The organism is Phyllobacterium sp. 01N428, from assembly GCF_056399405.1.
The window spans coordinates 106,797-131,683 of record NZ_JBFTRH010000003.1 but is presented as its reverse complement, the minus strand read 5'-3'; the positions used below and the strand labels follow the sequence as shown (position 1 = coordinate 131,683).

Below are 24,887 nucleotides of genomic sequence, written 5' to 3'. Positions count from 1 at the left end.
TCGCACGCGGCCGATATCGACTAACGCCGGACACATCTTATATTGAGTGAGTTAACCGCTTGTCAGATTCTTGGCACGATAAAGAGTCTGCGCGCACCCGCATGCCGATTGAAACACGAGCGTGCGACTACCAGAGCAAGTCAGGACCCGCTACTTGAAAACCCATGATGTTCTCAACCAGACACCGCCGATGAGCGGCCTTAACGCCTACCTCGGCGATCCCTTGCTGATGCAGATCACCAAGCGTTTCCCGCAGGAGGTGCGCAAGGAACTGGAACAGAACGGGCGCTTCGTACTTTCAAGCGATGCGCAGGATTTGGCGAGGCTGGCGAATGCGGAAACGCCGAAGCTGCGCACCCATGACCGTCAGGGCCGGCGCATCGACGTTGTCGATTACCATCCTGCCTATCATGCCTTGATGCGCCGGTCGGTGTCGCAGGGCCTGCATTCCTCGATATGGGAAGACGGAAAGACGGAATCAGGCGTACGCCATCAAGCGCGCGCCTCGCGCTTCTACCTTACCGCCCAACTCGAGTGTGGCCATCTATGTCCGCTGACAATGACGAGCGCTTCGCTCGCGGCCCTGATGGCATCGCCCACGCTCTATCGCGAGTGGTCGCCGCTGATCCTGCCGCGCAAATATGATTCCAGCAACAAATCGCCGGCAAAGAAGGCCGGTCTCACTCTCGGTATGGGGATGACCGAGAAGCAGGGCGGCACCGACGTTCAGGCCAACACGACGCGCGCCGAGCCGGATGGGAGCGGCTTTTATCGGATCACCGGCCATAAATGGTTCATGTCAGCGCCGATGTCCGATGCTTTCCTCGTCCTCGCGCAGGTCCGCGAAGGGCTTTCATGTTTTCTCGTGCCGCGCATCCTTCCGGACGGAAGTTCGAACGGGTTCCGCTTTCAACGGCTGAAAGACAAGCTCGGCAATCGCTCGAATGCCTCGTCGGAAGTCGAATTCGAAAGTGCCCTTGGCCAGATGATCGGAAATCCTGGAGAGGGCGTCAAAACGATCATCGACATGGTGACGCTCACGCGGCTTGACTGCGCCGTCGCTTCGGCAGGACTGATGCGTGCCGGACTTGCGGAAGCGGTGCACCATGCGCGCCACCGCGTTGCGTTCGAGACGACGCTCATCGAGAAGCCGCTCATGCTGCGCGTGCTCGCCGATATGGCCCTCGATGTCGCGGCTGCCACGGCGCTTGCAATGCGCCTGGCGCGGGCATTCGATAATGCTGCCAAGGATCGCAGCGAAGCCGCCTTTGCCCGCGTCATGACCCCTGTGGTCAAATACTGGGTGGCAAAGATCGCCCCCGCGATGCTCTATGAGACGATGGAGTGCCTCGGCGGCAATGGTTATATCGAGGAAGGCAATCTCGCACGTTACTATCGCGAGGCCCCGGTCAATGCGATCTGGGAGGGCTCGGGCAATGTCATGGCACTGGATGTTGTTCGCGTTCTAAAACGGGGTCCGCAGCTTTTCGATGAAGTGCTGAACTGGATAGGGGCCCAACTCGGACGGGGCGGGCAGGGCACGGTCGAAGTTCTGCGCGCAGCCATGCGCGTCACCGAGAACGATGAAGGTGCGGCCCGAATTCTGACCGAGCAGCTTGCACTGGCGGCGGCCGGTGCGGAACTGCGCTATCTTCATTCGGAAGATATAGCTGACGCCTTTATCGAAACGCGGCTCGGCGGCCAGTGGCGCACGACTTATGGCATGCTCGACGCGCGCCACAACGCCAAGAACATCGTGAATTCGCTTTATCCGGGCGCGGCCTGATTCTCAGGGCGCCGTCGCAGAACTTTTGCCCAGGCAGTGCACGCACCGCGCAGCACCTTCTTGTCAAAAAAATCGGAATGTGGCGCACAAAAATACATCCCGAGCGCGCAGGGGGCTCGCTAATAGCTTCAATTTGAATTAAATTTTTGTAAATTAACCTTAACAAACGGTTTACATTGCGGTTCACTTCTTAAACGATAACACTGTCGTTCGAAATTGCACTGCAAATTCGTGGGGTTAAGATAAAGTGATTATGAGCTTCCCTTGGAGGAGTTACTGAATGCGCAGCTTCCTGATTTTCTGGGCGGGACCGCTGAGTTTCCTTTGGGGATGGTATTTTCTGTCGTATTACAATCTCAGCATGGGCATGTATTTTTTCAGCCGTGAGATGCATGACCTGGTATTTCAGATTTACGGGGAGGCGCTTGGCATAGCGCCGGAAAGCATTCCACCCCTGGTTGCGCGTGCTTGTATCATCGATACCGGCCTGGTCCTTGGCCTCATCGCCTTCCGCCGTCGACGCAAGATCATTGCCTGGGTAAAGGAGTGGCGCGCAGCGCGGGCTGGCTACGGGAAGGAACTTCCGTCAATATCGGTTTCCTGACGCAGCGCCCGCAGGCGGTCCAAAGCGCCCTGCAAGATAAAGGATGCAGCGGCTGAATCGATGCGGTCGGCCCGCTTCTGGCGCGATACATCCATTCCGATCAAAACGCGCTCGGCCGCAACCGTGGACAGACGCTCGTCCCAATAGACAAATGGCAGTTCCGTCAGCTTTTCCATATTGCGCACGAAGGCGCGGGTCGCCTGCGCCCGCGGTCCCTCGCTGCCGTCCATGTTTACCGGCAGCCCGATGATAATAGCGCCGACATTGTCGGCATTGAGCGCTTTCAGCAAATCGTGAGCATCGTGCGTGAACTTGCTGCGTCTCAGTACAGGGCGCGGATTGGCAAACGAGAAACCGCGATCTGATATCGCGATGCCGATCGTCTTGGTCCCAAGGTCAAGACCGGCGAGCGTCTTGCCCTCCGCCACGCGCGTCTCAAGTTCTTCAATTGCCAATACCGTCAATTTGATTGCTTCCTGCACTTGCAATGCGGATCGATCGATCGCTTTAATCCGGCACACCTGACACATACCGCTTCTACGGCAGCGTGGCGAGCATCCAGTGAATGAAGGGATAAAGACATGAAAATTACCTGGCTTGGCCATTCGGCTTTCCGGCTCGAAACCGCAAAGAACACGATTCTGATCGATCCATTCCTGAACGGGAACCCCGGCGCCAAGGGCGTGGACATCAAGGAAGCGACCAAGGGCGTCGACCACATCATCCTGACGCATGGCCATGGCGATCACGTGGGCGACACGATCGCGCTGGCCAAGGCAACCGGTGCACTCGTCACTGGCAACGCCGACCTTGTGTCCTGGCTCTCTTCAAAAGGCGTTGCCCGGGTCGATCCTACCAATACGGGCGGTACCGTTTCCTATGACGGCTTTACGGTCACTTATGTCAACGCATTGCATTCATCGGCGCAGTTGACCGAAGACGGCGTGTCGCACTCCCTCGGCAGCGCGAACGGCGTGGTGCTGCATTTCGATGCCGACCCGACGCTTTATCACATGGGCGATACCGATATTTTCTCGGACATGGCGCTGATCAACGAACTGCACAATCCGCAGATCGGAATTCTGCCGGTTGGCGACCGTTTCACCATGGGTGGTGCGGTTGCGGCCCTTGCAGCGCGGCGCTATTTCAAGTTCGAACAGGCTATTCCCTGTCATTACGGCTCGTTTCCGATAATCGACCAGACCCCGGAGAAATTCGTGGCCGGAATGGAAGGTGGAGAAACCAAAGTCGTTGTTCCGACAACAAATCAGCAATTTACCATTTGAATTGAAGTTGCTAGATCAACGCTGGCTCGTATCGAGGCCTGGAGAAAAGACGTGCGCAGACTGCTTGTTGCTTCCCTCTTGATGACATCGGCATGGCCGGCATTCGCTCAAACCGTCGATGCGGATGGCGCAAAGGCAATCGCCGATACGTTGTCAAAATATCTCGGCAAGTCCGCGATCGAAAACAAGATCGTGAACGTTGCGCCAGAGGGGGATAGCTACCGTGTCACCTTGAGCACGGCAGAGCTTCTCAAGGCAATTCCCGGTGGCGGCGGCTATATGGAGGGTGATTTCGGCAACTATGCTCTGCTCGCCCGGCCACTGGCGGATGGCACATGGAACATATCTGCTGCAACCCTTCCTGCCGGTTCGATCAAGATGACAACGCCCACTGGACCGGAGGCGCTGCAATGGTCGTTCGAGAATGCTGCATTGAGCGGTGTTTTTGATCCGAAACTCGGCACGTTCAGCAAGTCCGATTTCTCCTACGACTCGTTCAAGATGACGTCGACCGGTGCGGTCCAGGACATAGAAGCAAGTGCAGGTCCCGCGAAAGGCCAATCGACCGGGATGGCAAATCCTGCCGGTGGTGTCGATGTCAGCAATACTCAGACGGCGAGCAACTTCGTCGAATCGATCTTGATGAAATCTCCGCCTGCGCCAGCATCAGATGATGGCGCTGCTGCAACGGCGCCGGAGCCGGCCGCTCCCGAAAAGCCGTTGAAGGCGGTTGTGAGGAGCGGGGATGTGTCGTTCTCGGCGGATGCCAAGGGCGCGCGCAATCTCGAAATTCTGGACCTATGGGCATTCTTCGTGGCCCATTCCGACGTGAAGACGCTGACCGACCCGCAGCAGGCGGAACTCAAGGGCAAGCTCCTTGCAGCACTACCGCTCTGGGAGAAGTTGGCCGGGTCGTATCGGTTCGGTGGGCTCGATATCGATACGCCGCTCGGCAAGTTCACAGCGATGACTATCGCTCAGGAGATGGATTTCGACGGTATCAGCAAGGACGGTGGCTATCACTTTGCACTTCGAACCAACGGCCTCACCTATCCGGCCTTGCCTATACCGGATTGGGGCCTGCCGTTCCTGCCAACCGATGTCGAACTCGCCTTTGGTGCGGAAAGCATTGATCTGGACACGCTGGTAAAGGCCGCTGTTGCGGATATGGATCTGCGCCGTGACGAGCCGTTTTCGGATGCATTTCAATCAAATGCCGCTGCGGCCTTTGTGACCAACCCGCCCAAGGTGGTTATCGACAAGAGCACGGTTCGGACGGCCGAAAGTGAAATCACCGTTGAGGGGGAAGTCTCCTTTGCCGGCATGAAGCCGACGAGCCGCACCACCTGGGAAATGGCCGGATTCGATGCCGCGCTCGATCGGCTGAACAAGGCGGCCGAGCATGAGCCCGAGGTCAAGAATTACGTCGTCTTTGCCAAGCTTGCGAAGGATTTCGGCACGCAACTGCCGAACGGGCATATCCAGTGGATCGTCGATCAACAGGCGGATGGGTCGGTCAGCGTCAACGGCAATGCGGTCAAGGGACCCGATCCGGTCGCAACACCCGACGATGATGACGCGCTCGATGGAACGATGCTCGATGACAATATTATCGATCCGGATGCCGGGAGCGATAGCGATAACGCGGATGCTCCGAAGCAATAGGCCCGTTTCACTGCGTCTTGTCCGTTGCGCTCGGGCGCGACGGACACTATAGCTCTGGAAGAAAAACCCGAACTTTAGGAAGTCCCATGTCTGTCGACGTATCCACCGTCAAGCGCGTCGCGCATCTCGCCCGGATTGCCGTGAGCGAAGCCGATGTCGAGCGCATGACCGGCCAGCTGAACGCCATTCTCGGCTTCGTGGAACAACTTGATGAGGTTAACGTCGACGGCGTCGAGCCGATGACGTCGGTAACGCCCATCGCGATGAAGAAGCGTCGCGACGAGGTCGATGATGGTGGCAAGGCTGCCGATATCGTCGCCAACGCGCCGATCCACGAGGAAAATTTCTTCGTCGTTCCGAAGGTCGTGGAGTAAGACCAATGGCCATCTCCATAGCCATCGAAACTCCATTGCAGGATGATGTAAGGTCGCTTGTTGCCGATCTTAATGCGCATCTGTTGCCACTTTCTCCGGTCGAGTTTCAGTTCAAGATGACCGTCGAGGAAATGGCGGGCGCCGATACGACCGTTTTCGTCGCGCGCGATGAATCGGGCTTTGCCATCGGGTGCGGCGCGCTTAAAGAGCATGCAGACGGGCTTGGTGAGATCAAGCGCATGTTTACACGGCCAACCGTTCGCGGCCAGCGCGTGGGATCGGCTTTGCTCGAGGCGATTACGGCCGTTGCGGTGGAAAGGGGCGTCACGCACCTCGTGCTTGAGACCGGCGTCGGGCCGGGCTTCGACGCGGCGTGGCGGCTCTACCAGCGCGCGGGGTTCACCCGTTGCGGCGTCGTGCTCGACTATCCGGATTCCGAACACAGTGCATTTTACGAGAAGCGGCTGGCGCTGACGCCGGCCCAATAGACAGGACCAGTCTCTGATATGACCGATTTGACCGCTCTCACCATTGCCGAGGCGCGCGACCAGTTGAAGGCGAAGGCGATCACCGCCACGGAACTCACTGGCGCCTATATTCAGGCGATCGAGAACGCGAACGATGCCCTGAACATCTATGTCGCTCAGACGCCGGAAAAGGCGCTGGAAATGGCCAAGGCATCGGACGCGCGGCTCGCAGCCGGGCAGGCTGGGGCGCTTGAAGGCATTCCGCTCGGCATCAAGGACCTGTTCGGCACGGAAGGCGTGCACACCCAGGCAGGCTCGCACATTCTCGACGGCTTCAAGCCGCATTATGAATCAACCGTCACGGCGAATCTCTGGGCTGACGGCGCCGTCATGCTCGGCAAGCTTAACATGGACGAGTTCGCCATGGGCTCGTCGAACGAGACCTCCTATTACGGCCCAGTAAAGAACCCGTGGCGCGCCAATGGCTCCAATCTGGACCTCGTGCCCGGTGGATCGTCCGGCGGTTCGGCTGCTGCCGTTGCGGCTCACCTCTGCGCCGGCGCCACGGCGACCGACACTGGCGGTTCCATCCGCCAGCCTGCGGCCTTTACCGGCACCGTCGGCATCAAGCCGACCTATGGCCGCTGCTCGCGCTGGGGCATCGTTGCCTTCGCCTCGTCGCTGGACCAGGCCGGGCCGATCGCACGGGACGTGCGCGACGCTGCGATTCTGCTGAAGTCCATGGCTTCGGTCGATCCGAAGGACACGACTTCGGTCGATATCGCGGTTCCGGACTACGAAGCCGCCATCGGCAAGCCGCTCGCCGGCATCAAGATCGGCATTCCAAAGGAATACCGTGTCGATGGCATGCCGGAGGAGATCGAGAAGCTCTGGCAGCAGGGTATTGCCTGGCTGAAGGATGCGGGCGCTTCGATCGTGGACATATCCTTGCCGCACACGAAATATGCGCTCCCGGCCTACTACATCGTTGCGCCGGCGGAGGCATCGTCGAACCTCGCCCGTTATGACGGCGTACGCTACGGCCTGCGCGTGCCGGGCAAGGATATCGTCGATATGTATGAGAAGACGCGCGCCACCGGCTTCGGCGAAGAGGTGAAGCGCCGCGTGATGATTGGCACCTACGTGCTGTCGGCCGGCTATTACGACGCCTATTACCTGAAGGCGCAGAAGGTGCGCACGCTGATCAAGAAGGATTTCGAGGATGCCTTCCATGCGGGCGTCCATGCGATCCTGACGCCGGCAACGCCATCGGCTGCATTTGGCATCGCCGATCAGGACATGGCGGCCGATCCGGTGAAAATGTACCTCAACGACATCTTCACTGTCACCGTGAACATGGCCGGCCTGCCGGGCATCGCCATACCCGCGGGTCTCGATGCCAAGGGTCTGCCGCTTGGATTGCAGCTCATTGGGCGGCCGTTCGATGAGGAAACGCTGTTTCAGGCGGGATACGTCATCGAGCAGGCAGCCGGAAAATTCACCGCTCCGAAATGGTGGTAGTCAGGCGCGCAACAGAAGCCGACATCGCGGCAATTGCCGCGGTCGGCTCCCGCGCCTGGGCATCCAACATCTTCTCGTTTGAGCCTGAATTGCCGGGCATGCGTTCGCATGTCGAACGGGCGTTTCAGTCCTTTGCCGAAAGTTCCTATCAGCACGTGACGGTTGCCGAAGTCGATGCAACCATCGTCGGATGGGGTGCTCGCGAAAAGGATAATGACTATATTTCCGACCTTTGGGTCGAACCCGCAGTTCAGGGGCAGGGCATTGGCTCGCAACTCTTGCGGGTTCTCAAGATGGCGATAGCAGATGCTGGATATGCGAAAGCCCGCATCAGCACGCATGCCCGCAATTCGGGCGCCATTCGGCTTTACCGGCGCGAAGGTTTCGCGATCATCGAACGGGGCCTTGAATGGTCGACCAGCCTTGAGCGTGAAATCGAAAAGGTGCACATGCTGGCGGAGCTTGGCTGATGTTCTTCGCCGCCTCGAAAATCTTCTGGTTCTTTGCGCAGCCGCTCAACTTCTCGATCCTGCTGGCGGGACTGGCGTTCCTGGCAATTCTCTTGTCTCGCAGGCGCCTTGCACTGGCAGCGGCTGGCCTTTCGTTTCTTATTCTCGGTATCGGCGCCTGGACATCGGTCGGCGCACTGATGATGCATCCGCTTGAAGACCGCTTCCAGCGCCCTGTGACCATGCCGGACAGGATCGACGGCATCATCGTCCTCGGCGGTGGCTTTGAGGCCGGAATTAATCTCGTCCGTGGTGGCTATGAGCTCAACGGCAGCGGCGATCGCTTTGTCGAGGCGGCCATTCTCGCGCGGCGCTTTCCAGAGGCGAAGGTGGTCGTCACCGGTGGTGCGGGTGACCTGATCCTCGACGGAGAAGCGGACGGCGTGACGGCGCCGCGCCTGCTGACTGCTCTTGGGGTTGCGCCGGAGCGCCTTCTGCTCGAATCCAAGTCGCGCAACACCTACGAGAATGCGGTGTTCACCAAAGCCATGGTTGACGGGAATCCCGGCGAAACCTGGCTACTGGTTACATCGGCGTTTCATATGCCCCGTTCGATGGGCCTCTTTCGCAAAGCTGGCTTCAATGTCCTGCCGTGGCCGTCCGATTACCGGACTTCGGGCAAGGAGCACCTCGGCATCGCCCAGGACAATGCCCAGGATTCGCTGCAGAACCTCTCTATGACGCTGCGCGAATGGATTGGTCTTGCTGTCTATCGGCTGACCGGACGCATCGACCAACTGGTTCCTTCGCCATGAAGGTGGATGTCCTTATCATCGGCGCCGGGGCTGCCGGCATGATGTGCGCCATTGAAGCGGGAAAACGCGGACGTTCGGTGCTGATCATCGATCACGCCGCTGCGCCCGGCGAAAAAATCCGGATATCGGGTGGCGGGCGCTGCAACTTCACCAATCTCAATGCCGCGCCGCAAAATTATATCAGCAAGAACCGCCACTTCTGCATATCGGCCCTGCGCCGGTACACGCAGCGGGATTTTATAGCACTCGTCAATCGTCACGCCATTGTCTGGCATGAAAAGACGCTGGGACAGCTGTTCTGTGATGGCTCGTCCCGGCAGATCATCGACTTGCTCGTCACGGAAATGAAGCGTGCGGGCGTGGAAATGCGTCTACGCACAACGGCAAGTTCAATCGAACTGATATCCGAGGGCTACAGTATCGACCTCGATGGGCAGAAGGTCAGGTGTGCATCGCTTGTTGTCGCTTGCGGCGGAAAATCCATTCCGAAAATGGGTGCGACTGGATTTGGCTACGATATCGCCCGCCAGTTTGGTATCACTGTTACGGAGACCCGGCCGGCGCTGGTCCCGCTGACCTTCGACGAGAAGACGCTTGCACCGATCAAGCCCCTCTCTGGCGTTTCGGTCGATGCGGTGGTTACGCATGGACGCACCAGTTTTGCCGAGGCGATGCTCTTTACGCATCGCGGCCTCAGCGGTCCGGCGATCCTGCAGATTTCGTCCTTTTGGCGGGAAGGCGATACGATCTCTGTGGCGATGCTGCCTGGCACCAAGGTCTTCGAGGCCTTGCGCGGCGCGCGCTCGCGAAATGGCAAACAAGCCCTGCAGACTGCGCTGGCGGAGCTTCTGCCGAAGCGACTTGCGCAGCTCATTGCGGAAAACAGCAAGATCGATACGCACCTTGCCGACCTTTCGGACAAGCAACTCCTGGCCGTCGAAAAGGCCGTGAACGATTGGCAGGTCAAGCCGGCCGGCTCGGAAGGCTATCGCACGGCGGAGGTCACGCTCGGGGGCGTCGACACAGACCATCTCGACCAGAAAACGATGGAGGCAAAGTCGCACAGGGGACTTTATTTCATCGGTGAGGTTGTCGATGTAACCGGTTGGCTCGGCGGCTATAATTTCCAGTGGGCCTGGTCGTCAGGCTGGGCGGCGGGTCAGGTTGCATAAACCTGCATAAGCTGAAATTCTGATGATGACTATTTCGCCTGAGGGAGGCAATCATGACCATTCATGCAAGCTGCCATTGCGGCGCCATCAAATTCGAGGTCAGTGAAGTGCCGGCATCCGTAACCGCCTGCACGTGTACCTTCTGTACAAAGCGCGGGGCGCTGTGGGCCTATTACACGCCGGATCAGGTTAAGCTCTCGGTAACGCCCGAAGCGGATGCCGTTTACTCGCGCAGAGGCTTCAGCAAACACCATCATTGCCTCGTATGCGGTTGCGGCACGTTCTCGGTACTGCCGACCTGGGTCGACTTCAAGCCGGATTTCGAACATCCGCGCACCAGCGTCAATGTTCGGCTGTTCGACGATTTCGATATCGCCTCGCTGCCGGTCAAAACGGTTGACGGGAGAAATCTCTGGTAAGTCGTTGCCTCCGGTCGAGAATCCTGCTTCCCTGACCCCGGGGCGATGTTTTAGTCGAACAGGGAGGTAGGCCATGTGGATCAATCTGACTGACGTTAATGGCGACCACGTTACCGTCAATTTCTATCACGTCGTTTCATTCAATCCCTATGGTACCGGAACGCATATTGTAACGATCACGGCCGGGTTAACCTTCTTCGTCAAGGAAACCACTGACGAAATTCAGAAGAAGGTTGGAATTACCGCAAGCTGAACGGTTCCTGAACGACTTGTCTGTAACAGGCAGCATGTTGTTCTGATCGCCGTACCCCGGCGTTTCCACGCCGCCCCGACCCCGTTGGCGCAATTTTATTGCGTGGGCGGTCATTTTTGCGCAATGAACATGATCCTTATTCATCGGCGGGGAAACTATTCGCAATCTACTGGTTTTATTCAAATATAGGTCAAAATTCGATACAAAGAGTGATTTGTTAAATCGGTTTAGATCCCCTACTTATGTAGCATGCAGCGGACAAATGCGTCTGCTGAGGGAAGAGTACTCTGTTTGACGGAGTAGTTCGAAGTGGAGATGTTGCGGAATGATAACAATAACTAAAGACACATCATCATTGCCAGATACAAATGTACTGAAGATTGCAAACATTGCAAAAGCCAAGCCGACCCTGATCAAGGCGACCAAGAAATTAAGCCAGCCTGGCGAAAGCCGGACGATTTCGCAGATATTGCGCGAGTCCAGCGGCGGCTTTAGTTTCCGCCGTTAAGTTTCCTGCGCTTGCATATTTGGAAGAAGCACGATTACAGCGGAATATTATCGTGCTTCTTCCATGGATTTTCCAAATTCTTGTTGCGCAGCATGCGCAGCGCCCTTGCGACCCGCTTTCGCGTGGAATGGGGCATGATCACTTCATCGACATAACCGCGTTCCGCGGCAACGAATGGTGACAGGAACCTGTCTTCATAACGCTTCGTATGTGCTGCGATCTTCTCGGCGTCGCCGATATCCTTGCGATAGATGATCTCGACCGCGCCCTTGGCACCCATGACGGCGATCTGCGCTGAGGGCCAGGCGTAGTTGATGTCGCCGCGCAGGTGCTTCGACGCCATCACGTCATAGGCGCCGCCATAGGCCTTGCGCGTAATGATGGTGATCTTCGGGACAGTCGCCTCGGCATAGGCGAAGAGCAGCTTCGCCCCGTGCTTGATCAAGCCGCCATATTCCTGCGCGGTGCCGGGCAGGAACCCCGGCACATCGACGAACGTGACGATCGGGATATTGAAGCAGTCGCAAAAGCGCACGAACCGGGCCGCCTTACGTGAGGCATCACTGTCGAGTACGCCAGCAAGCACCATGGGCTGGTTGCCGACAATTCCAACAGTCCGGCCCTCGACGCGGCCAAAGCCGATGACGATATTCTTGGCGAAGCTTTCCTGAATCTCGAAGAAATCGGCTTCGTCGACGGTCTTTCGGATCAGTTCCTTGATGTCATAGGGCTTGTTGGCATTATCCGGGACCAGCCGGTCGAGCGAGTCGTCCGGCTCGTCGGTTGACTGGAAACATTCGATCTCGGGGAGCGTGGCCGTGTTCGAGGCTGGCAGGAAATCGATCAGCCGGCGCATTTGCAAGAGCGCTATGACATCGTTGTCGTAGGCGCCGTCGGCGATCGAGGATTTCGTCGTATGGATCGAAGCGCCGCCGAGCTGTTCGGCGGTAACGGTCTCGTTGGTAACGGTCTTCACCACATCAGGCCCGGTCACGAACATGTAGGACGTATCGCGCACCATGAAGATGAAATCGGTCATCGCCGGCGAATAAACGTCACCGCCCGCGCAGGGGCCCATGATCACCGAGATCTGGGGAATGACGCCGGACGCGAGCACATTGCGCTGGAAAATCTCGGCATAGCCGCCGAGCGCCGCGACGCCCTCCTGAATACGCGCGCCGCCCGCATCGTAAAGGCCGACCACAGGGGCGCGGGTGCGCAGCGCCATATCCTGGATTTTCTGGACCTTCTCCGCGTGAGCCTCGGAAAGCGAACCGCCGAAGACAGTGAAGTCCTTGGCAAAGACGAAGACCGTCCGGCCGTTGATGGTTCCCCAGCCGGTGACGACGCCATCACCCGCAAACTTGGTTTCTTCCATGCCGAAATCGGTCGAGCGATGCTCGACGAACATGTCGAATTCTTCGAACGACCCTTCGTCGAGAAAGATGTCGATGCGCTCGCGCGCCGTCAACTTGCCACGTTTGTGCTGCGCTTCGATCCGTGCCGCACCGCCACCCTCCCGGGCAATTTTCCTGCGGCGTTCAAGCTCGATCAGCACGTCCTTCATGGCATCCTCCTCACTTTCTTCGATCTGATATCAGGTGAGGAGGGTGCTTGGAAGCTGTTTGTATTTGCGGCACTATCGCGCCGCGGAACGCCCGGATCATGCGCTCCATTGGCCTGACGCATTGACTGCTCAGGACTTTGAAAGTGCCGGCTTACCAGACGCCGGTATTCGGCATAGAGGCCCAGGGCTCCTGCTTGGGAAGGTCGGGGCCCTTCTGAATGATTTCGATCGAGATGCCGTCGGGCGAGCGCACGAATGCCATATGCCCGTCGCGCGGCGGACGGTTGATCACGACACCCTTGTCGGCGAGCTTCTGGCAGGTCTCGTAGATATTGTCGACGACGTAGGCAAGGTGGCCGAAATTGCGCCCGCCTGCGTATTCCTCAGGGTCCCAATTATAGGTGAGTTCGAGTTCAGGCGCGCGTTCGGCGGCCGATCGTCCCTTGTCTTCCGGTGCGGCCAAAAAGATCAAGGTATAACGTCCCTTCTCGTTTTCCATGCGGCGAACTTCCTCAAGTCCGAACTTGTTGCAGTAGAAATCAAGCGATTCATCGATATCGCGGACACGGACCATGGTGTGAAGATAACGCATCTTTAGCCTCGGACTTTCTTTCAGGTGGATTGGATAGGCGCTGCAACCATACTCGTAACTTTGGTTGAGGGCCGGGGATGTTTCGTAACACTTACTATTTAGCTCGACAAATTTGTGGCGGTTCGAGCAAGGGTTGTAGATAATGCTCAACAGTTTTGCCTGTGGTTTTCAGTAAAAACAGGCAGATCATACTTGCTCTCTGGCCGCGGTCAGGTGCTATTCTTGAAGAAGAGAATCAGTGGTTTCTTGCAGGAGAGGAGGGGCTCGCTTCATGTCTGACAGACCAGTATCAGCCCGGCAATCCCAAGATAGTGAAAGTTTGAGTGACGGATTGGACCTTATCGAGGTTTCGGGCGCGATAAAGTGGTTTGATGTTGCCAAGGGCTACGGCTTCATTGTTCCCGACAATAGCGAGCTTCCAGACATACTCCTCCATGTGACCTGCCTGCGTCGCGACGGTTTCCAGACCGCGCTCGAAGGCGCCCGCGTCGTTTGCGAAGTCAAGCAGGGCGAGCGCGGCATGCAGTGCTTTCACGTCAAATCCATGGATAACTCAACCGCGGTCCACCCGACGGAATTGCCGCCGGTCCGCACGCATGTGACGGTGACGCCATCGAGCGGGCTCGAGCGCGTTCTCGTCAAGTGGTTCAACCGCACCAAGGGCTTCGGATTCCTGACCCGCGGCGAAGGAACCGAAGACATCTTCATTCACATGGAAACGCTGCGCCACTTCGGCCTGACCGAACTGCGGCCGGGGCAGGTGGTTCTGATCCGCTTCGGCCATGGCGAGAAGGGCCTGATGGCTTCCGAGATTCACCCGGATATCGGCACGCAGTTGCCTGCTTCCCACTGACGCCAGCCATGTCGCGCCCGGTATCGTTTCTCGTCAGCCTGCTCTTTCTCGTATTTGCAGTCTTTCCGGCCCTGGCCCTCGATCAGGGGCCGATGCACCTTCCAATCGACGCCAAGCCGCTGACGATCAATACGGCGCGCGGTGACGTGCCGTTTCGTGTCGAAGTTGCCGATACGGACGAGGAGCGCGAGCGCGGCCTGATGTTCCGCACGGATCTTAAGGACGACAGCGCCATGCTCTTCGTGTTCGACGAATCCCAGCTCGTTACAATGTGGATGGAAAACACGCCTTCTGCGCTCGACATGCTGTTTCTCGACGACAATGGTCGCATCTCGGCAATCCGCGAACATGCGGTGCCTTTTTCGCGCGACATCATATCTTCGGGCGGCCCGGTTCGCTTCGTTGTCGAGGTGAAGGCCGGCACCGTAAAGCGGCTCGGCTTGACAATTGGGGACAAGGTGCGGCATCCCGCTATTAATGCCACAGGTCACTGACGGACCCAGCCGATGCAATTCTTCGAAAATGACGGACTGAAGCTCGCTTTTCTGGACGAGGGCGAGGGTGAACCGATCCTGCTTATTCACGGCTTTGCTTCATCCTCCTTCTACAATTGGGTGCAGCCCGGCTGGATCCAGACCCTGACCGCAGCGGGCTACCGGGCAATTGCCATCGACAATCGCGGCCACGGCGATTCCGACAAGCCGCACGACCGATCGCTTTATACACCCACCCTGATGGCAGGCGACGCCGCCGCGCTGCTCGACCATCTCGATATTCCGCAAGCCCATGTCATGGGCTATTCGATGGGCGCGCGCATCAGCGCCTTTCTGGCGCTCAATCATCCGGAACGCGTCCATGACCTGATCTTCGGGGGACTTGGCATTGGCATGGTCGAGGGTGCGGGCGACTGGTCGCCCATTGCGGAAGCACTTTTGGCCGACGATCCAGATTCAGTCAGCCATCCGCGCGGCAAAATGTTCCGCATGTTCGCCGACAAGACCAAGAGCGACAAGGTCGCGCTGGCTGCCTGCGTGATCACCTCCAAGGAGGAAATCAGCGAAGCGAACATGGCGCGGATAACGCAGCCGACGCTCGTGGGTGTCGGGACCAAGGATGATATCGGCGGGGACCCGCATCGCCTCGCGGCGCTCATGCCCCGGGGCGAAGCCATCGATATACCGAACCGCGACCATATGCTCGCTGTCGGCGACAAGGTCTTCAAGCAGGCGGTTGTCGAATTTCTCAAACGGAATCCTCTGTAATCTCCCGGGCTGCAAACCGGAACCCTCAGGATCACTGATCGTTTCTTGCGAGAGCGCCCCGTATGGAGTATGGGAACGCCATCATTTTGAGGATTGTCGGTTCAGTCAAATCGATCAAGGCTTCAATTTTTCTTGGCCGCCGGGTCTGGAAATTGGCGTGTCAAGGAAACACTTTTGCCTTATGCTTCACGAACGAGCATAAAAATTGGCCGAATGCTGGAGTTAGGAAATGCCATCAAGCAGTCCGATAAAGATGACCGGTTCAGTACAGCAGATGGACCCGATCTGGCATGCAATCCGGGCGGAAGCGGAAGAGACCGTCCGTAACGAGCCGCTGCTTTCCACCTTCCTCTATTCGACGATCTTAAACCACCAGTCGCTCGAAGAAGCGGTTATCCACCGTATATCGCAGCGCCTCGACCATCCCGATATGGAATCGGAGCTGTTGCGCCAGACCTTCACCGCCATGTTCGAAGCCAATCCGGCGTGGTCGCAAGTGCTGCGCGTCGATATCCAGGCCGTCTATGACCGTGACCCTGCTTGCACGCGCTTCATCGAGCCTGTGCTCTATTTCAAGGGCTTCCAGGCCATTCAGACGCACCGCCTCGCCCATTGGCTGTGGAAGGAAGGGCGCATCGATTTTGCCCTTTATCTGCAAAGCCGCTCGTCATCGGTGTTCCAGACCGATATTCATCCGATGGTGCCGATGGGCCAGGGCGTGTTCTTCGATCATGCAACCGGCATTGTCGTCGGCATGACGGCCGTGATCGAGGACAATGTCTCCATCCTGCAGAACGTCACGCTCGGCGGTACGGGCAAGGAGTCGGGCGACCGCCATCCGAAGATCCGCAACGGCGTGCTGATCGGCGCCGGCGCCAAGATTCTCGGCAATATCGAGATTGGTCACTGCTCAAAGGTTGCCGCGGGTTCCGTGGTTCTGAAGCCAGTTCCGCACAATGTCACCGTCGCAGGTGTACCCGCACGCGTTGTCGGCGAGACCGGTTGCGCCGAGCCTTCACGCGCCATGGACCAACTCATTACCAACTTCGACTAGGCGGAAACACAGGTCTCCACGCGGCACGTGGCAGCAATCAGTCCTTTACACGGCTGACTTCTGCGTGCCAAAAGCGCTCAAGCAAATACGACAGGAGACCCCAGTGAAACCCGAAGAACTGAAAAAACTCGACAGCTATTTCAAGCGCACGTTCCGGAACATGGACCTCACTGTCAAGGCACGCCCGCGCAAGGACGATTCCGCCGAGCTTTACATCGGTGAAGAATTTCTCGGCCTCATTTACAAGGATGAGGACGAAGGCGAGCTCTCCTACAATTTCTCCATGGCAATTCTGGAGATGGATCTCTGATCCATCCAACGTTCGGTAAGGAGCATCCATGCCGATATTCAACCTGGATGGACACGAACCTCAGTTCGAGCGTCGGAGTTCGAACTGGATCGCGCCGGATGCCACGATCATCGGCAAGGTGTTTCTCGGCGAGGACGCTAGCATCTGGTTCGGCGTGGTTTTGCGCGGCGACAACGAACTCATCCACGTCGGGCGCCGTTCCAATGTTCAGGAACACGTCGTCATGCACACCGACATGGGCTTTCCCCTGACGATCGGCGAGGGCTGCACGATCGGGCATCGCGCCATGCTCCATGGCTGCACCATCGGCGACAATTCGCTGATAGGCATCGGAGCGATCATCCTGAATGGTGCGAAGATTGGCAAGAATTCACTCGTCGGCGCTGGCGCTCTTGTTACCGAACGCAAGGAATTTCCCGATAATTCGCTGATTGTGGGTTCGCCCGCCAAAGTGATCCGCACTCTGGACGATTCGGCGATAGAAAGTTTAAGGCTGTCGGCCCTTCACTATGTGGAAAACGGCAAGCGCTTCATGCGCGGCATGGAGATCGCCTGACACAAGAAGACCGGCTCCGCTGAAGGAGCCGGCGTTCTGCGTCGAGGTGTTGGTTATTGCTCGATGCTGCCGACGAGTACCTGTCGGTCGTCGTTGATCGAAACCCATGCGCCGGTATTGTTCGTGGCCTGGCGCTTCAGGTAGTCATAGCTCGTTTCACTCCAGGCCTTGATGCGCGGCTCCAAATTGTCGAGGACATAGTCGCCGCGATCGGTGCGGACCGTCAGTACCGCATGGCCTTCGCCGTTCATCTGCCGCACGACGGTGATGAGGAGATCGCTCAGCGGGACGCCAGCCTCATTGATGAGCTTGCGTTTCAAAAGAACGTAGTCCTCGCAATCGCCCTTGGTTGTCGGATAGGACCAGACCTCGGCCTTTCCCCACATATCCATGTCCGTTGCAGGTTCGATCTTGGCGTTGACGCTGCTGTTGACCTGCACGAGCAGGGCCCATGTCTTCGACGTCAGCGCAACGGGCTGCTGATTGCTGCTCTTGATGTTGCACTCATTCTTGTAGGTCTGGCAAAATTCGTAATGCCCGATCGGCTGCGATGTGCGCGAGCCGGTCTTCATGAACGGCGCATTGGAACTGACTGGATCCGCACTAGCTGCCAGGCAGGAAGCCAACAGCGCTACTCCAACCAAGATTGTCTTTTTTATCATACCGTCGTCTCCCCGGTTGAGACGACAATGACAGAGAGAGTTTGATCGACCGGAAATGCATGTGAGTAAATATGAATCAAATCGGTAGCAAAAAATAAACGAATTTGACTATAACCATGTATTAAGTTTTATTATTGTTTTATTTAAGGTAGATTATAAATGAAATTTTGAAAGTATAATAGAATTAAACATCGGTTATTGTGAGAAGAGCGTGATTGAAAATCGATTAATGTGTTCGGGAAAGGGCGCGGGCCAGCGCCGTGAACAGGCCGCAATCTCGCCAATAATGTTCACCGATGATGAACCATATCGGTAGAATTGTTCGCAGGGCAGGTCGAGATGGCGGTTGTGCATACGCGGAATGCCGCGCTCCATTAGCCGTCAGATTGAGGAAATGAACTCAGTGCTCGAGGGCCAAGCCAATGGTATCACGGCTCTGCACCGTGGCAAATTCGATGGCGATGCCTTCTTCGAAATGCCGGACGACCCGGCCACGCATCGTCCCGAGCACGACTTCGCTGTTGAGGGCAGGGCGTATGCGAATTTCCACGGCAGCGCCGGAGATCGAGAGATCGATGATGCGACAGGGGTACTGGCGCCCGTCGGCCATAGAAAGCGTGCTGATCGGATTGCGCGGCGCAACACGCTGGTGGCGGCGGTCTTCCGGCATGTCGAGTTCATGCTTGTTGGTAAGCCAGGTCAACTGCGCCGCGATTTTGTTCTTCTTGCGGTCGGACGCCACAAGGGAGATCAGAAACCCGCCACGCACCGCGCGCTCGACCGTACCTTCAATCCGGCCGATGTGATCGATGTAGGCGATGACGCGCTCGCCATTATGCGCCATGACATCCGTGGTGAGGATGGCATTGCCGGGTGACATTTCCTCGATCTGGCAGGCGTGCTCGGTCCGGTCTTCGAGCATGAAGCGGCCATAAAGCTGCACCTTCACACTGAAGAATTTGCCCGTGGCGGCAGGGCTATGGCTCGGAACGTCACGGTGGAGTTGCATAAAGGTGTCCAGATAGCGGAATCTAGGAGGTGGGTGGTGCTCATAGACTAGGACACAAGTCTTAATGCCAAGGTAACAACAACTGGTGGTTGCTCATAAATTGCTAACCTCGCCCATTAACGGAGCGAACCGCGGAAGTAGAATTGCTACGACTTGATCCTGCCGCCTTCGATGACGCGCAGATGCCCGACCTTTCGACTAACCAGTGTCCGCGAGGCGGAAGGCGGGACAGCTGCCTCCGGCGCTATGCCCAAATCAGTCTCGTGCCGGGTTTGGCGCGGGTCCACAAGGGAGACCGTTTGGATGTGATTTTCAACTATTGCATCGGATTCAAGCCAGAATGGCCGACCGACAACCGTAATTATTCCCATGAGATGACGTTCGTTTGCCTCGCTGGCGAGCGGCAGAAGGACGAACTTGAACAAGGTCTTGCGGCCGCGTGCGCTGCGGCCCTCGCAGTCGATCTGAACCGCCGTCTTGCTGGTCATGCAATTCTTGACGAGGCGCAGGATGCTGTTGCGATCTTTGGGCTGCCATAGTGACGCAAAGGGCTGGCGGCCGAGTTCCTTGCCGTAGATCGCACAAATGCGGGTGCCGGCCAGCCGAAAACGGGGTTCGCCCGAACCACTCGACTGCAGTATGAACGTGTCTGGAAGCCGCGCGCCGAGGGCAGCCGGTACAATTTCCCGTCGCTCAGGAGCCGCGCGCGGTCCGCGCAGCCTGTCCCAATAGGCGAAAAGCCTGCCAATATCGTCGTGCCGCATGAGATCGATTTTTCCAGACGCCGAAGCGATTCTGCTTCTGTCCGCCCGACTCTGACAGGCGCCCGTGAAAGGTGCTACCTGGGAAGTGGCAAGGTCCACCGCGGCCGGCAATTAACGTTAACAATTGGTTTCGATTGAGCGCTGGCCCTGTCTGTGAGACAAAGACCCCATTGGAGATTGCAGATACGAATGCTCATGTAACTACGGCCGCTCGCTTCCAGCTGAGCGGCCTTTTCTTTTGGTGCTCGCCTTGGCGATGCGCTGTGAACCGGATAGCTTGCCCCGGCAACAATAACGAGGCGGTGCATGAGCGAGCGAGGATACATCCGAAAAAACACCAGCGGACGCGAGCCCGTTTTCAATATTCCTGGCATCATTCTCGCGATCATGGGCTTGTGCGCGCTCGTCTATATCGCCGAGGCATATGTCCTTGATGAGCAGCAGGCCGACAGTCTGCTGCTGAATTTTGCCTTCATTCCCGCGCGCTTCTCGCAATATGGCGGGTTCTATTTTCCCTCGGCCTGGCTGACGATGGTCACCTATTCGTTCATGCATGGCAGCTTCGCCCATATTGCGCTCAACATGATCTGGCTTGCCGCATTCGGCTCGCCGTTGGCCGCCCGCATAGGGCCCTTGCGCACAACATTGTTCTGGATTGCCACGGCCGTTGCGGCCGTCCTGACCAATTTTGCCGTCTATCCCGACAGCATGACGCCGCTCGTCGGTGCTTCAGGTGCGGTTTCGGGAATGATGGGCGCGGCGGCCCGCTTCGGTTTCCGCCGTTCGGACTCACGCAATTCCGCAGCATTCGTCGGCGATATCCTGCCCATCAGCGTCGCCCTGCGCATGCGCTCGGTCATTGTGTTCCTGGGCGTCTGGTTCGTTACGAACATAGTCACGGGCCTGCTTTCCGTCGGGGTGGATAATTCCGCGACAATCGCATGGGAAGCTCATATTGGCGGCTTTGTGGTGGGTTTTTTCGGCATATCCCTGTTTGACAAGCCTGATCGTGGTCGTACGGACGTAGATCTGTTGGTATAATTGCTCAGTAGTTGCAATAAGCGCGACTTACGCGCACGATGAACCTAGACCATCGGATGTAATTGGGGGATTTTCGGCGGTCGAATGTCGATTGTGCAAGGAGGATGTACATGACAGTCAAAATGATACTCGAACGCAAGGGTTACGACGTCTTCAACACGAATCCGGAGACCACCCTCGGTGAAGCGGTCGCCATGCTTGCCCAACACAAGATTGGTGCGATTGTCGTCTGCAATGACAAGAGAGCGATCAAAGGCATTCTTTCCGAGCGCGACGTGGTGCGGGCCATTGCCGCGGAAGGCGCCGACGCACTGGCGAAGCCCATTTCGGAGATCATGACCGTCAAGGTCAGCGTGTGCAGCGAACGCCACACGGTCAATCAGGTCATGGAGATGATGACACGCGGACGCTTCCGCCACCTTCCGGTCGAGAAAGACGGGCAGTTGCACGGGCTTGTGTCGATTGGTGACGTCGTGAAGCTTCGTATCGAAGAGGTCGAGCGCGAATCTGAAGAGATCCGCAGCTACATCGCAACGGCTTGATAAGGCTCAGAACACCAGCTTCTGCATGCGCTCGAGTTCACCGAGGCGCGCCATGGTCTCTTCATAGCCGAGTTTGATCGCTTCGTCAGCGCGATGAAACTCGGCGAGGCCGACATGGCCGATTTTCGGCAGGAGCGCGATATCAGGTGGATCGCCCGCCATACGCGCCCGCGAGATGCGGTCCTGGATGATGTTGAATGCCTCCATCATCACGCCGGTAATTCCGAGCCTCTTGGACGCGGGACGGCTTGCTGCGATTTCGCCGTCGCCCCGTGGCGAGATAGGACCCTCTGCCGCGTGCTTGATGACGGCAGCGCGTCCGAATTGATCGTAGTGCAGGTTGACCGCGACGACGAGCGGTTGCTCATGCGCGCGGCACACCGACACCGGCACCGGATTGACCAATGCGCCATCAACCAGGGTGCGGCCATTGCAATCCACCGGCTCGAACACGCCGGGTAGTGCATAGGAGGCGCGCATCGCCGTAATCAGACTACCGCGTGTCAGCCAGATTTCGTGGCCTGTGTTGATTTCGGTACAGACGGCGATGAAGGGCTTGCTGAGTTCTTCGATCGAAAGCTCTTCGAGGTGGTCGCGCAGCCGCCTGTCGAGTTTCATGCCGCCGAACAGGCCATTGCCCCGGAACCGCAGGTCGAGCAGGCTGAAAATGCCGCGCTTGGTCAAGCTGCGGGCAAAATCCTCGAGCTGGTCGAGCTTGCCGGCGAGATAGCAGCCACCGACGAGAGCGCCGATCGAGGTTCCGGCGATCATGGAAATCTCGATGCCGGCCTCGTCGAGCGCACGAAGTACACCGATATGCGCCCAGCCGCGCGCCGCGCCGCCGCCCAGCGCCAAGGCAATGGGTGTCTTCCGCTCTCGCGGCTTCTCTGGTGCGATCAACTGCACGCCCGGGCTATCACTGATGCCGATTGATTCTGCTGCGCGCAACCGGCGCGATGCCCATTCGAGCATGGCACACACTCCTGACGTCGTACTGGCTCATTATCCCTCTGCATTGGTATCCAAAGGATAAATATTGCGGAATTGTGACCCCTTAGCCAACCAAGGAAATAGGATTACAAAGATCGATAATGGCGGTTACGAGGCATAGAGGATATCGCGGCCATATTGGCCCTATGGCTAAGTAAGCTCTACTTTGTCTCTAACTGCATTACCAATGCGGATGTTCCATTTGCGCTCACCACCTGACGATAGAAGCAGGAACGGCGACCCGTATGGCATGTCGGGCCATCGCCGGCGACCTGAACCTTGAGCCAAAGTGCGTCCTGGTCGCAGTCGGTGTGCATCTCGACGACGGTCTGCAGATTTCCCGACGTTTCGCCCTTTTTCCAGAGCGTGCCGCGTGAACGCGACCAATAATGGGCAATGCCTGTCTCGAGGGTAAGGCGCAACGCCTCAGCATTCATATGCGCAACCATCAACAGCTGGCCATCGCCTATATCGGTAACGATGGCGGTGATCAGCCCGGACGCATCGAAGCGCGGCGCGAACGCCGCGCCCTCTTCGTTCTGATGTTTGTCAGCGAGCGGTTCCGAGAAGTCACTCATAAACGTGTTCGGACTATCGGCCTTTGACGAGTGTCATGAACCGGACTTGTTCATTGACATCGGACTTGTAGGTGCCGGTGAAGGTTGTTGTGGTCGTCGTCGAACCGGACTTGCGGATTCCGCGCATCGACATGCACATGTGTTCAGCTTCGATCATGACGGCAACGCCACGCGGCTGCAGCGAATTCTGGATGGCATTGGCGATCTGCGCGGTCATGCTCTCCTGCGTCTGCAGGCGATGTGCATAAATATCAACGACGCGCGCGATCTTGGAAAGGCCAACGACCTTCTCACCATCGGGCAGGTAGGCAACGTGGGCCTTGCCGACGATCGGTACCATATGATGCTCGCAATGCGAGAAGAACGGGATGTCCTGAATGAGAACAATATCCTCGTAGCCGGCGATTTCCTCGAACGTGCGGCCGAGGACCTCGGCCGGATCCTGTCCATAACCGGAAAACAGTTCCTTGTAGGATTTGGCGACACGTTCCGGCGTGTCGAGCAATCCTTCGCGGTCGGGATTGTCGCCGGCCCACAGCAGCAGCGTACGCACTGCGTCTTCAGCTTCCTGTTGAGTGGGGCGTTTCGAATTGTCCTGCTTGGCCGTTGCCGACTGCAAGTTCTTAATTACCGCATCCATCGCGATCTCCCGTAGCCGCCCTCAAAGGAGCGACGAGTTAAACGGCAATACACGATAGTCGTTCTGGCGAACGGACGGTGTATTGAAGCTAGCATTGACGGATTTGCCAACGCCACCAGCATGTTATCGAAAGAGAGAATTTAATCTATTCGACTTTGTGCTGGCCTACTCACATACTATATAGAGATCGAGTATGGAATTCATAGGGTAAAACGATACGGATTGACGCAATTGCGATGAACACTGTGTCGAGGACAGGCATCCATCATGATCAATGACGTTTATAACGGGCGGATTCTAGAATTCGCCGGGAATATTCAACGGGTTGGCCGCCTTGCAGATCCCGATGCCACCGCGACGGCACATTCGAAACTGTGTGGCTCGACGGTTATCGTTGATTTGAAGATGAAGGATGGCGTTGTCTCCGATTTTGCCCATGACGTTCGCGCCTGCGCCTTGGGCCAGGCCTCGTCTTCAATCATGGCGCGACATGTCATCGGCGCGACGGCGCAGGAATTACGCGACGTCCGCGATACGATGTTCAGGATGCTCAAGGAAAACGGAGTACCGCCCGAGGGCCGCTTCGAGGACCTGAAGTTTCTCGAACCCGTCCGCGACTACAAGGCGCGCCACAATTCCACCATGCTGACATTCGACGCGGTCGTCGATTGCATCAACCAGATTGAAAAGAAGACCGCAGAGGCTGCGGCCTGACCAGCGCCATGTGCGACCAAAAGCTGCGCGATCAAACGCGACCTTCATCCCGCTATAGCAGGAACTGGAACGGAGCCTGGCGAAAAACGCCCGGCCGGCTGGTCGGAACCAGCTTGGTGCGGCTTTACCAGCTCACACTGTCCGGCTTCATCGGGAATTCCTGCCGCCACCTGCCGACCTGTTCGGAATATGCCTACGAGTCGATTGCACGCCATGGACTGTGGTCGGGCAGCTGGATGGGACTCTTCCGGCTCATGCGCTGCGGACCAGGCGGAACCCATGGCCTCGATCCCGTACCGACGACGCTCGAAAGCCGCTATGTCTGGTACATGCCCTGGCGCTACTGGGCGATCGCCTCACGCAAAAGCTGAGGGGTACTTTACGCCAGCCGAAACAGGCTTTAGAAGTCCGCTCGCCGGCAGGAAGTCCGGTTG

Annotated in this window: 32 protein-coding genes; 23 read left to right on the top strand and 9 right to left on the bottom strand. The window is 57.6% G+C overall.

All coding sequences use genetic code 11. The annotated features are described in order from the left end of the window. The first annotated feature begins 154 nt into the window (after positions 1-154). Complete coding sequence (locus tag AC1DNI_RS10690; RefSeq protein WP_172982593.1) at positions 155-1,786, top strand: acyl-CoA dehydrogenase family protein; 1,632 nt, start codon at positions 155-157, stop codon at positions 1,784-1,786. A gap of 280 nt (positions 1,787-2,066) precedes the next feature. Beyond that, the gene (locus tag AC1DNI_RS10685) at positions 2,067-2,390 is read left to right on the top strand and encodes a DUF6105 family protein (protein WP_153667596.1); all 324 of its coding nucleotides are present in this window, start codon (positions 2,067-2,069) and stop codon (positions 2,388-2,390) included. On the opposite strand, the gene ruvX is transcribed toward AC1DNI_RS10685, so the two are convergent. After that, on the bottom strand, positions 2,354-2,854 hold the full coding sequence (gene ruvX, locus AC1DNI_RS10680; RefSeq protein WP_477691874.1) for a Holliday junction resolvase RuvX: 501 nt from the start codon (positions 2,852-2,854) through the stop codon (positions 2,354-2,356). The two genes, AC1DNI_RS10685 and ruvX, sit on opposite strands and share 37 nt — an antisense overlap. Positions 2,855-2,971: 117 nt before the next feature. Here ruvX and AC1DNI_RS10675 point away from each other — a divergent pair, with 117 nt between their 5' ends. From AC1DNI_RS10675 to AC1DNI_RS10625, 11 genes are all read left to right on the top strand, one after another. Continuing rightward, positions 2,972-3,676, top strand: coding sequence for a metal-dependent hydrolase (locus AC1DNI_RS10675; RefSeq protein WP_477691873.1), 705 nt, complete (start codon positions 2,972-2,974; stop codon positions 3,674-3,676). A gap of 51 nt (positions 3,677-3,727) precedes the next feature. After that, positions 3,728-5,341 (top strand): hypothetical protein, encoded by a 1,614-nt coding sequence (locus AC1DNI_RS10670; protein ID WP_477691872.1) that lies wholly within the window; start codon positions 3,728-3,730, stop codon positions 5,339-5,341. A gap of 86 nt (positions 5,342-5,427) precedes the next feature. Then, positions 5,428-5,715: an Asp-tRNA(Asn)/Glu-tRNA(Gln) amidotransferase subunit GatC gene (gene gatC, locus AC1DNI_RS10665; protein WP_091949326.1), complete on the top strand. Its 288-nt coding sequence runs from the start codon at positions 5,428-5,430 to the stop codon at positions 5,713-5,715. 5 nt (positions 5,716-5,720) lie between these two features. Then, positions 5,721-6,203 (top strand): GNAT family N-acetyltransferase, encoded by a 483-nt coding sequence (locus AC1DNI_RS10660; RefSeq protein ID WP_027232514.1) that lies wholly within the window; start codon positions 5,721-5,723, stop codon positions 6,201-6,203. Between the two features lie 18 nt (positions 6,204-6,221). Further along, entirely contained in the window at positions 6,222-7,703 is a 1,482-nt protein-coding gene (gene gatA, locus AC1DNI_RS10655; RefSeq protein ID WP_477691871.1) for an Asp-tRNA(Asn)/Glu-tRNA(Gln) amidotransferase subunit GatA, read from the top strand. Next, positions 7,694-8,173: an N-acetyltransferase family protein gene (locus tag AC1DNI_RS10650; protein WP_477691870.1), complete on the top strand. Its 480-nt coding sequence runs from the start codon at positions 7,694-7,696 to the stop codon at positions 8,171-8,173. The genes gatA and AC1DNI_RS10650 overlap by 10 nt, the downstream gene beginning before the upstream one ends. Then, positions 8,173-8,967 carry a YdcF family protein gene (locus AC1DNI_RS10645; protein WP_477691869.1) on the top strand — a complete coding sequence of 265 codons (795 nt, stop codon included), beginning with the start codon at positions 8,173-8,175 and terminating at the stop codon, positions 8,965-8,967. Before AC1DNI_RS10650 ends, AC1DNI_RS10645 begins: the two co-directional genes overlap by 1 nt. Further along, positions 8,964-10,139 (top strand): BaiN/RdsA family NAD(P)/FAD-dependent oxidoreductase, encoded by a 1,176-nt coding sequence (locus tag AC1DNI_RS10640; RefSeq protein ID WP_477691868.1) that lies wholly within the window; start codon positions 8,964-8,966, stop codon positions 10,137-10,139. Before AC1DNI_RS10645 ends, AC1DNI_RS10640 begins: the two co-directional genes overlap by 4 nt. A 53-nt stretch (positions 10,140-10,192) precedes the next feature. Next, positions 10,193-10,558, top strand: a complete 366-nt coding sequence (locus AC1DNI_RS10635; RefSeq protein ID WP_477691867.1) for a GFA family protein — start codon at positions 10,193-10,195, stop codon at positions 10,556-10,558. 73 nt (positions 10,559-10,631) lie between these two features. Beyond that, complete coding sequence (locus AC1DNI_RS10630; protein ID WP_477691866.1) at positions 10,632-10,811, top strand: hypothetical protein; 180 nt, start codon at positions 10,632-10,634, stop codon at positions 10,809-10,811. A 325-nt stretch (positions 10,812-11,136) separates the two neighbouring features. Beyond that, positions 11,137-11,319, top strand: coding sequence for a hypothetical protein (locus tag AC1DNI_RS10625; protein WP_139202531.1), 183 nt, complete (start codon positions 11,137-11,139; stop codon positions 11,317-11,319). Positions 11,320-11,353: 34 nt separating this feature from the next. Here AC1DNI_RS10625 and AC1DNI_RS10620 read toward each other — a convergent pair whose 3' ends face one another. Further along, positions 11,354-12,886 (bottom strand): acyl-CoA carboxylase subunit beta, encoded by a 1,533-nt coding sequence (locus AC1DNI_RS10620; RefSeq protein ID WP_477691865.1) that lies wholly within the window; start codon positions 12,884-12,886, stop codon positions 11,354-11,356. Positions 12,887-13,037: 151 nt separating this feature from the next. After that, positions 13,038-13,478: a VOC family protein gene (locus tag AC1DNI_RS10615; protein ID WP_091949343.1), complete on the bottom strand. Its 441-nt coding sequence runs from the start codon at positions 13,476-13,478 to the stop codon at positions 13,038-13,040. 271 nt (positions 13,479-13,749) lie between these two features. Here AC1DNI_RS10615 and AC1DNI_RS10610 point away from each other — a divergent pair, with 271 nt between their 5' ends. The 6 genes from AC1DNI_RS10610 (at position 13,750) to AC1DNI_RS10585 (ending at position 17,513) form a co-directional block, all read left to right on the top strand. Further along, positions 13,750-14,331, top strand: a complete 582-nt coding sequence (locus AC1DNI_RS10610; RefSeq protein WP_027232523.1) for a cold-shock protein — start codon at positions 13,750-13,752, stop codon at positions 14,329-14,331. An 8-nt stretch (positions 14,332-14,339) separates the two neighbouring features. Further along, complete coding sequence (locus tag AC1DNI_RS10605; protein WP_477691864.1) at positions 14,340-14,825, top strand: DUF192 domain-containing protein; 486 nt, start codon at positions 14,340-14,342, stop codon at positions 14,823-14,825. A 12-nt stretch (positions 14,826-14,837) separates the two neighbouring features. Next, entirely contained in the window at positions 14,838-15,593 is a 756-nt protein-coding gene (locus AC1DNI_RS10600; protein WP_477691863.1) for an alpha/beta fold hydrolase, read from the top strand. A gap of 229 nt (positions 15,594-15,822) precedes the next feature. Continuing rightward, positions 15,823-16,647, top strand: coding sequence for a serine O-acetyltransferase (gene cysE, locus AC1DNI_RS10595; RefSeq protein WP_477691862.1), 825 nt, complete (start codon positions 15,823-15,825; stop codon positions 16,645-16,647). 103 nt (positions 16,648-16,750) lie between these two features. After that, positions 16,751-16,957, top strand: a complete 207-nt coding sequence (locus AC1DNI_RS10590) for a DUF3126 family protein (protein WP_027232526.1) — start codon at positions 16,751-16,753, stop codon at positions 16,955-16,957. Positions 16,958-16,985: 28 nt separating this feature from the next. Continuing rightward, on the top strand, positions 16,986-17,513 hold the full coding sequence (locus AC1DNI_RS10585; protein WP_477691861.1) for a gamma carbonic anhydrase family protein: 528 nt from the start codon (positions 16,986-16,988) through the stop codon (positions 17,511-17,513). A 53-nt stretch (positions 17,514-17,566) separates the two neighbouring features. On the opposite strand, the gene AC1DNI_RS10580 is transcribed toward AC1DNI_RS10585, so the two are convergent. The 3 genes from AC1DNI_RS10580 to AC1DNI_RS10570 form a co-directional block, all read right to left on the bottom strand. Then, positions 17,567-18,175, bottom strand: a complete 609-nt coding sequence (locus AC1DNI_RS10580; protein WP_027232528.1) for a transglutaminase-like cysteine peptidase — start codon at positions 18,173-18,175, stop codon at positions 17,567-17,569. Positions 18,176-18,575: 400 nt separating this feature from the next. Continuing rightward, a complete protein-coding gene (locus AC1DNI_RS10575) occupies positions 18,576-19,184 on the bottom strand; it encodes a PilZ domain-containing protein (protein WP_027232530.1) in 609 nt (202 codons plus the stop codon). Between the two features lie 146 nt (positions 19,185-19,330). Next, positions 19,331-19,948 carry a PAS domain-containing protein gene (locus AC1DNI_RS10570; RefSeq protein WP_477691860.1) on the bottom strand — a complete coding sequence of 206 codons (618 nt, stop codon included), beginning with the start codon at positions 19,946-19,948 and terminating at the stop codon, positions 19,331-19,333. A gap of 306 nt (positions 19,949-20,254) precedes the next feature. Here AC1DNI_RS10570 and AC1DNI_RS10565 point away from each other — a divergent pair, with 306 nt between their 5' ends. After that, positions 20,255-20,989 (top strand): rhomboid family intramembrane serine protease, encoded by a 735-nt coding sequence (locus AC1DNI_RS10565; RefSeq protein ID WP_477691859.1) that lies wholly within the window; start codon positions 20,255-20,257, stop codon positions 20,987-20,989. A 110-nt stretch (positions 20,990-21,099) separates the two neighbouring features. After that, positions 21,100-21,531, top strand: coding sequence for a CBS domain-containing protein (locus AC1DNI_RS10560; RefSeq protein ID WP_228018520.1), 432 nt, complete (start codon positions 21,100-21,102; stop codon positions 21,529-21,531). 6 nt (positions 21,532-21,537) lie between these two features. Here AC1DNI_RS10560 and AC1DNI_RS10555 read toward each other — a convergent pair whose 3' ends face one another. The 3 genes from AC1DNI_RS10555 to folE all read right to left on the bottom strand — a co-directional run bounded on the left by AC1DNI_RS10555 (position 21,538) and on the right by folE (position 23,739). Then, entirely contained in the window at positions 21,538-22,503 is a 966-nt protein-coding gene (locus tag AC1DNI_RS10555) for a patatin family protein (protein ID WP_477691858.1), read from the bottom strand. A 179-nt stretch (positions 22,504-22,682) separates the two neighbouring features. Next, complete coding sequence (gene hisI / locus AC1DNI_RS10550) at positions 22,683-23,099, bottom strand: phosphoribosyl-AMP cyclohydrolase (RefSeq protein ID WP_477691857.1); 417 nt, start codon at positions 23,097-23,099, stop codon at positions 22,683-22,685. Positions 23,100-23,112: 13 nt separating this feature from the next. Further along, positions 23,113-23,739 (bottom strand): GTP cyclohydrolase I FolE, encoded by a 627-nt coding sequence (folE, locus tag AC1DNI_RS10545; RefSeq protein WP_027232535.1) that lies wholly within the window; start codon positions 23,737-23,739, stop codon positions 23,113-23,115. A 267-nt stretch (positions 23,740-24,006) separates the two neighbouring features. Between folE and AC1DNI_RS10540 the strand changes: the two genes are divergently transcribed. Next, positions 24,007-24,453 (top strand): iron-sulfur cluster assembly scaffold protein, encoded by a 447-nt coding sequence (locus tag AC1DNI_RS10540; protein WP_091949376.1) that lies wholly within the window; start codon positions 24,007-24,009, stop codon positions 24,451-24,453. A gap of 8 nt (positions 24,454-24,461) precedes the next feature. Beyond that, positions 24,462-24,824: a membrane protein insertion efficiency factor YidD gene (yidD, locus tag AC1DNI_RS10535; RefSeq protein WP_477691856.1), complete on the top strand. Its 363-nt coding sequence runs from the start codon at positions 24,462-24,464 to the stop codon at positions 24,822-24,824. Positions 24,825-24,887 lie beyond the last annotated feature (63 nt).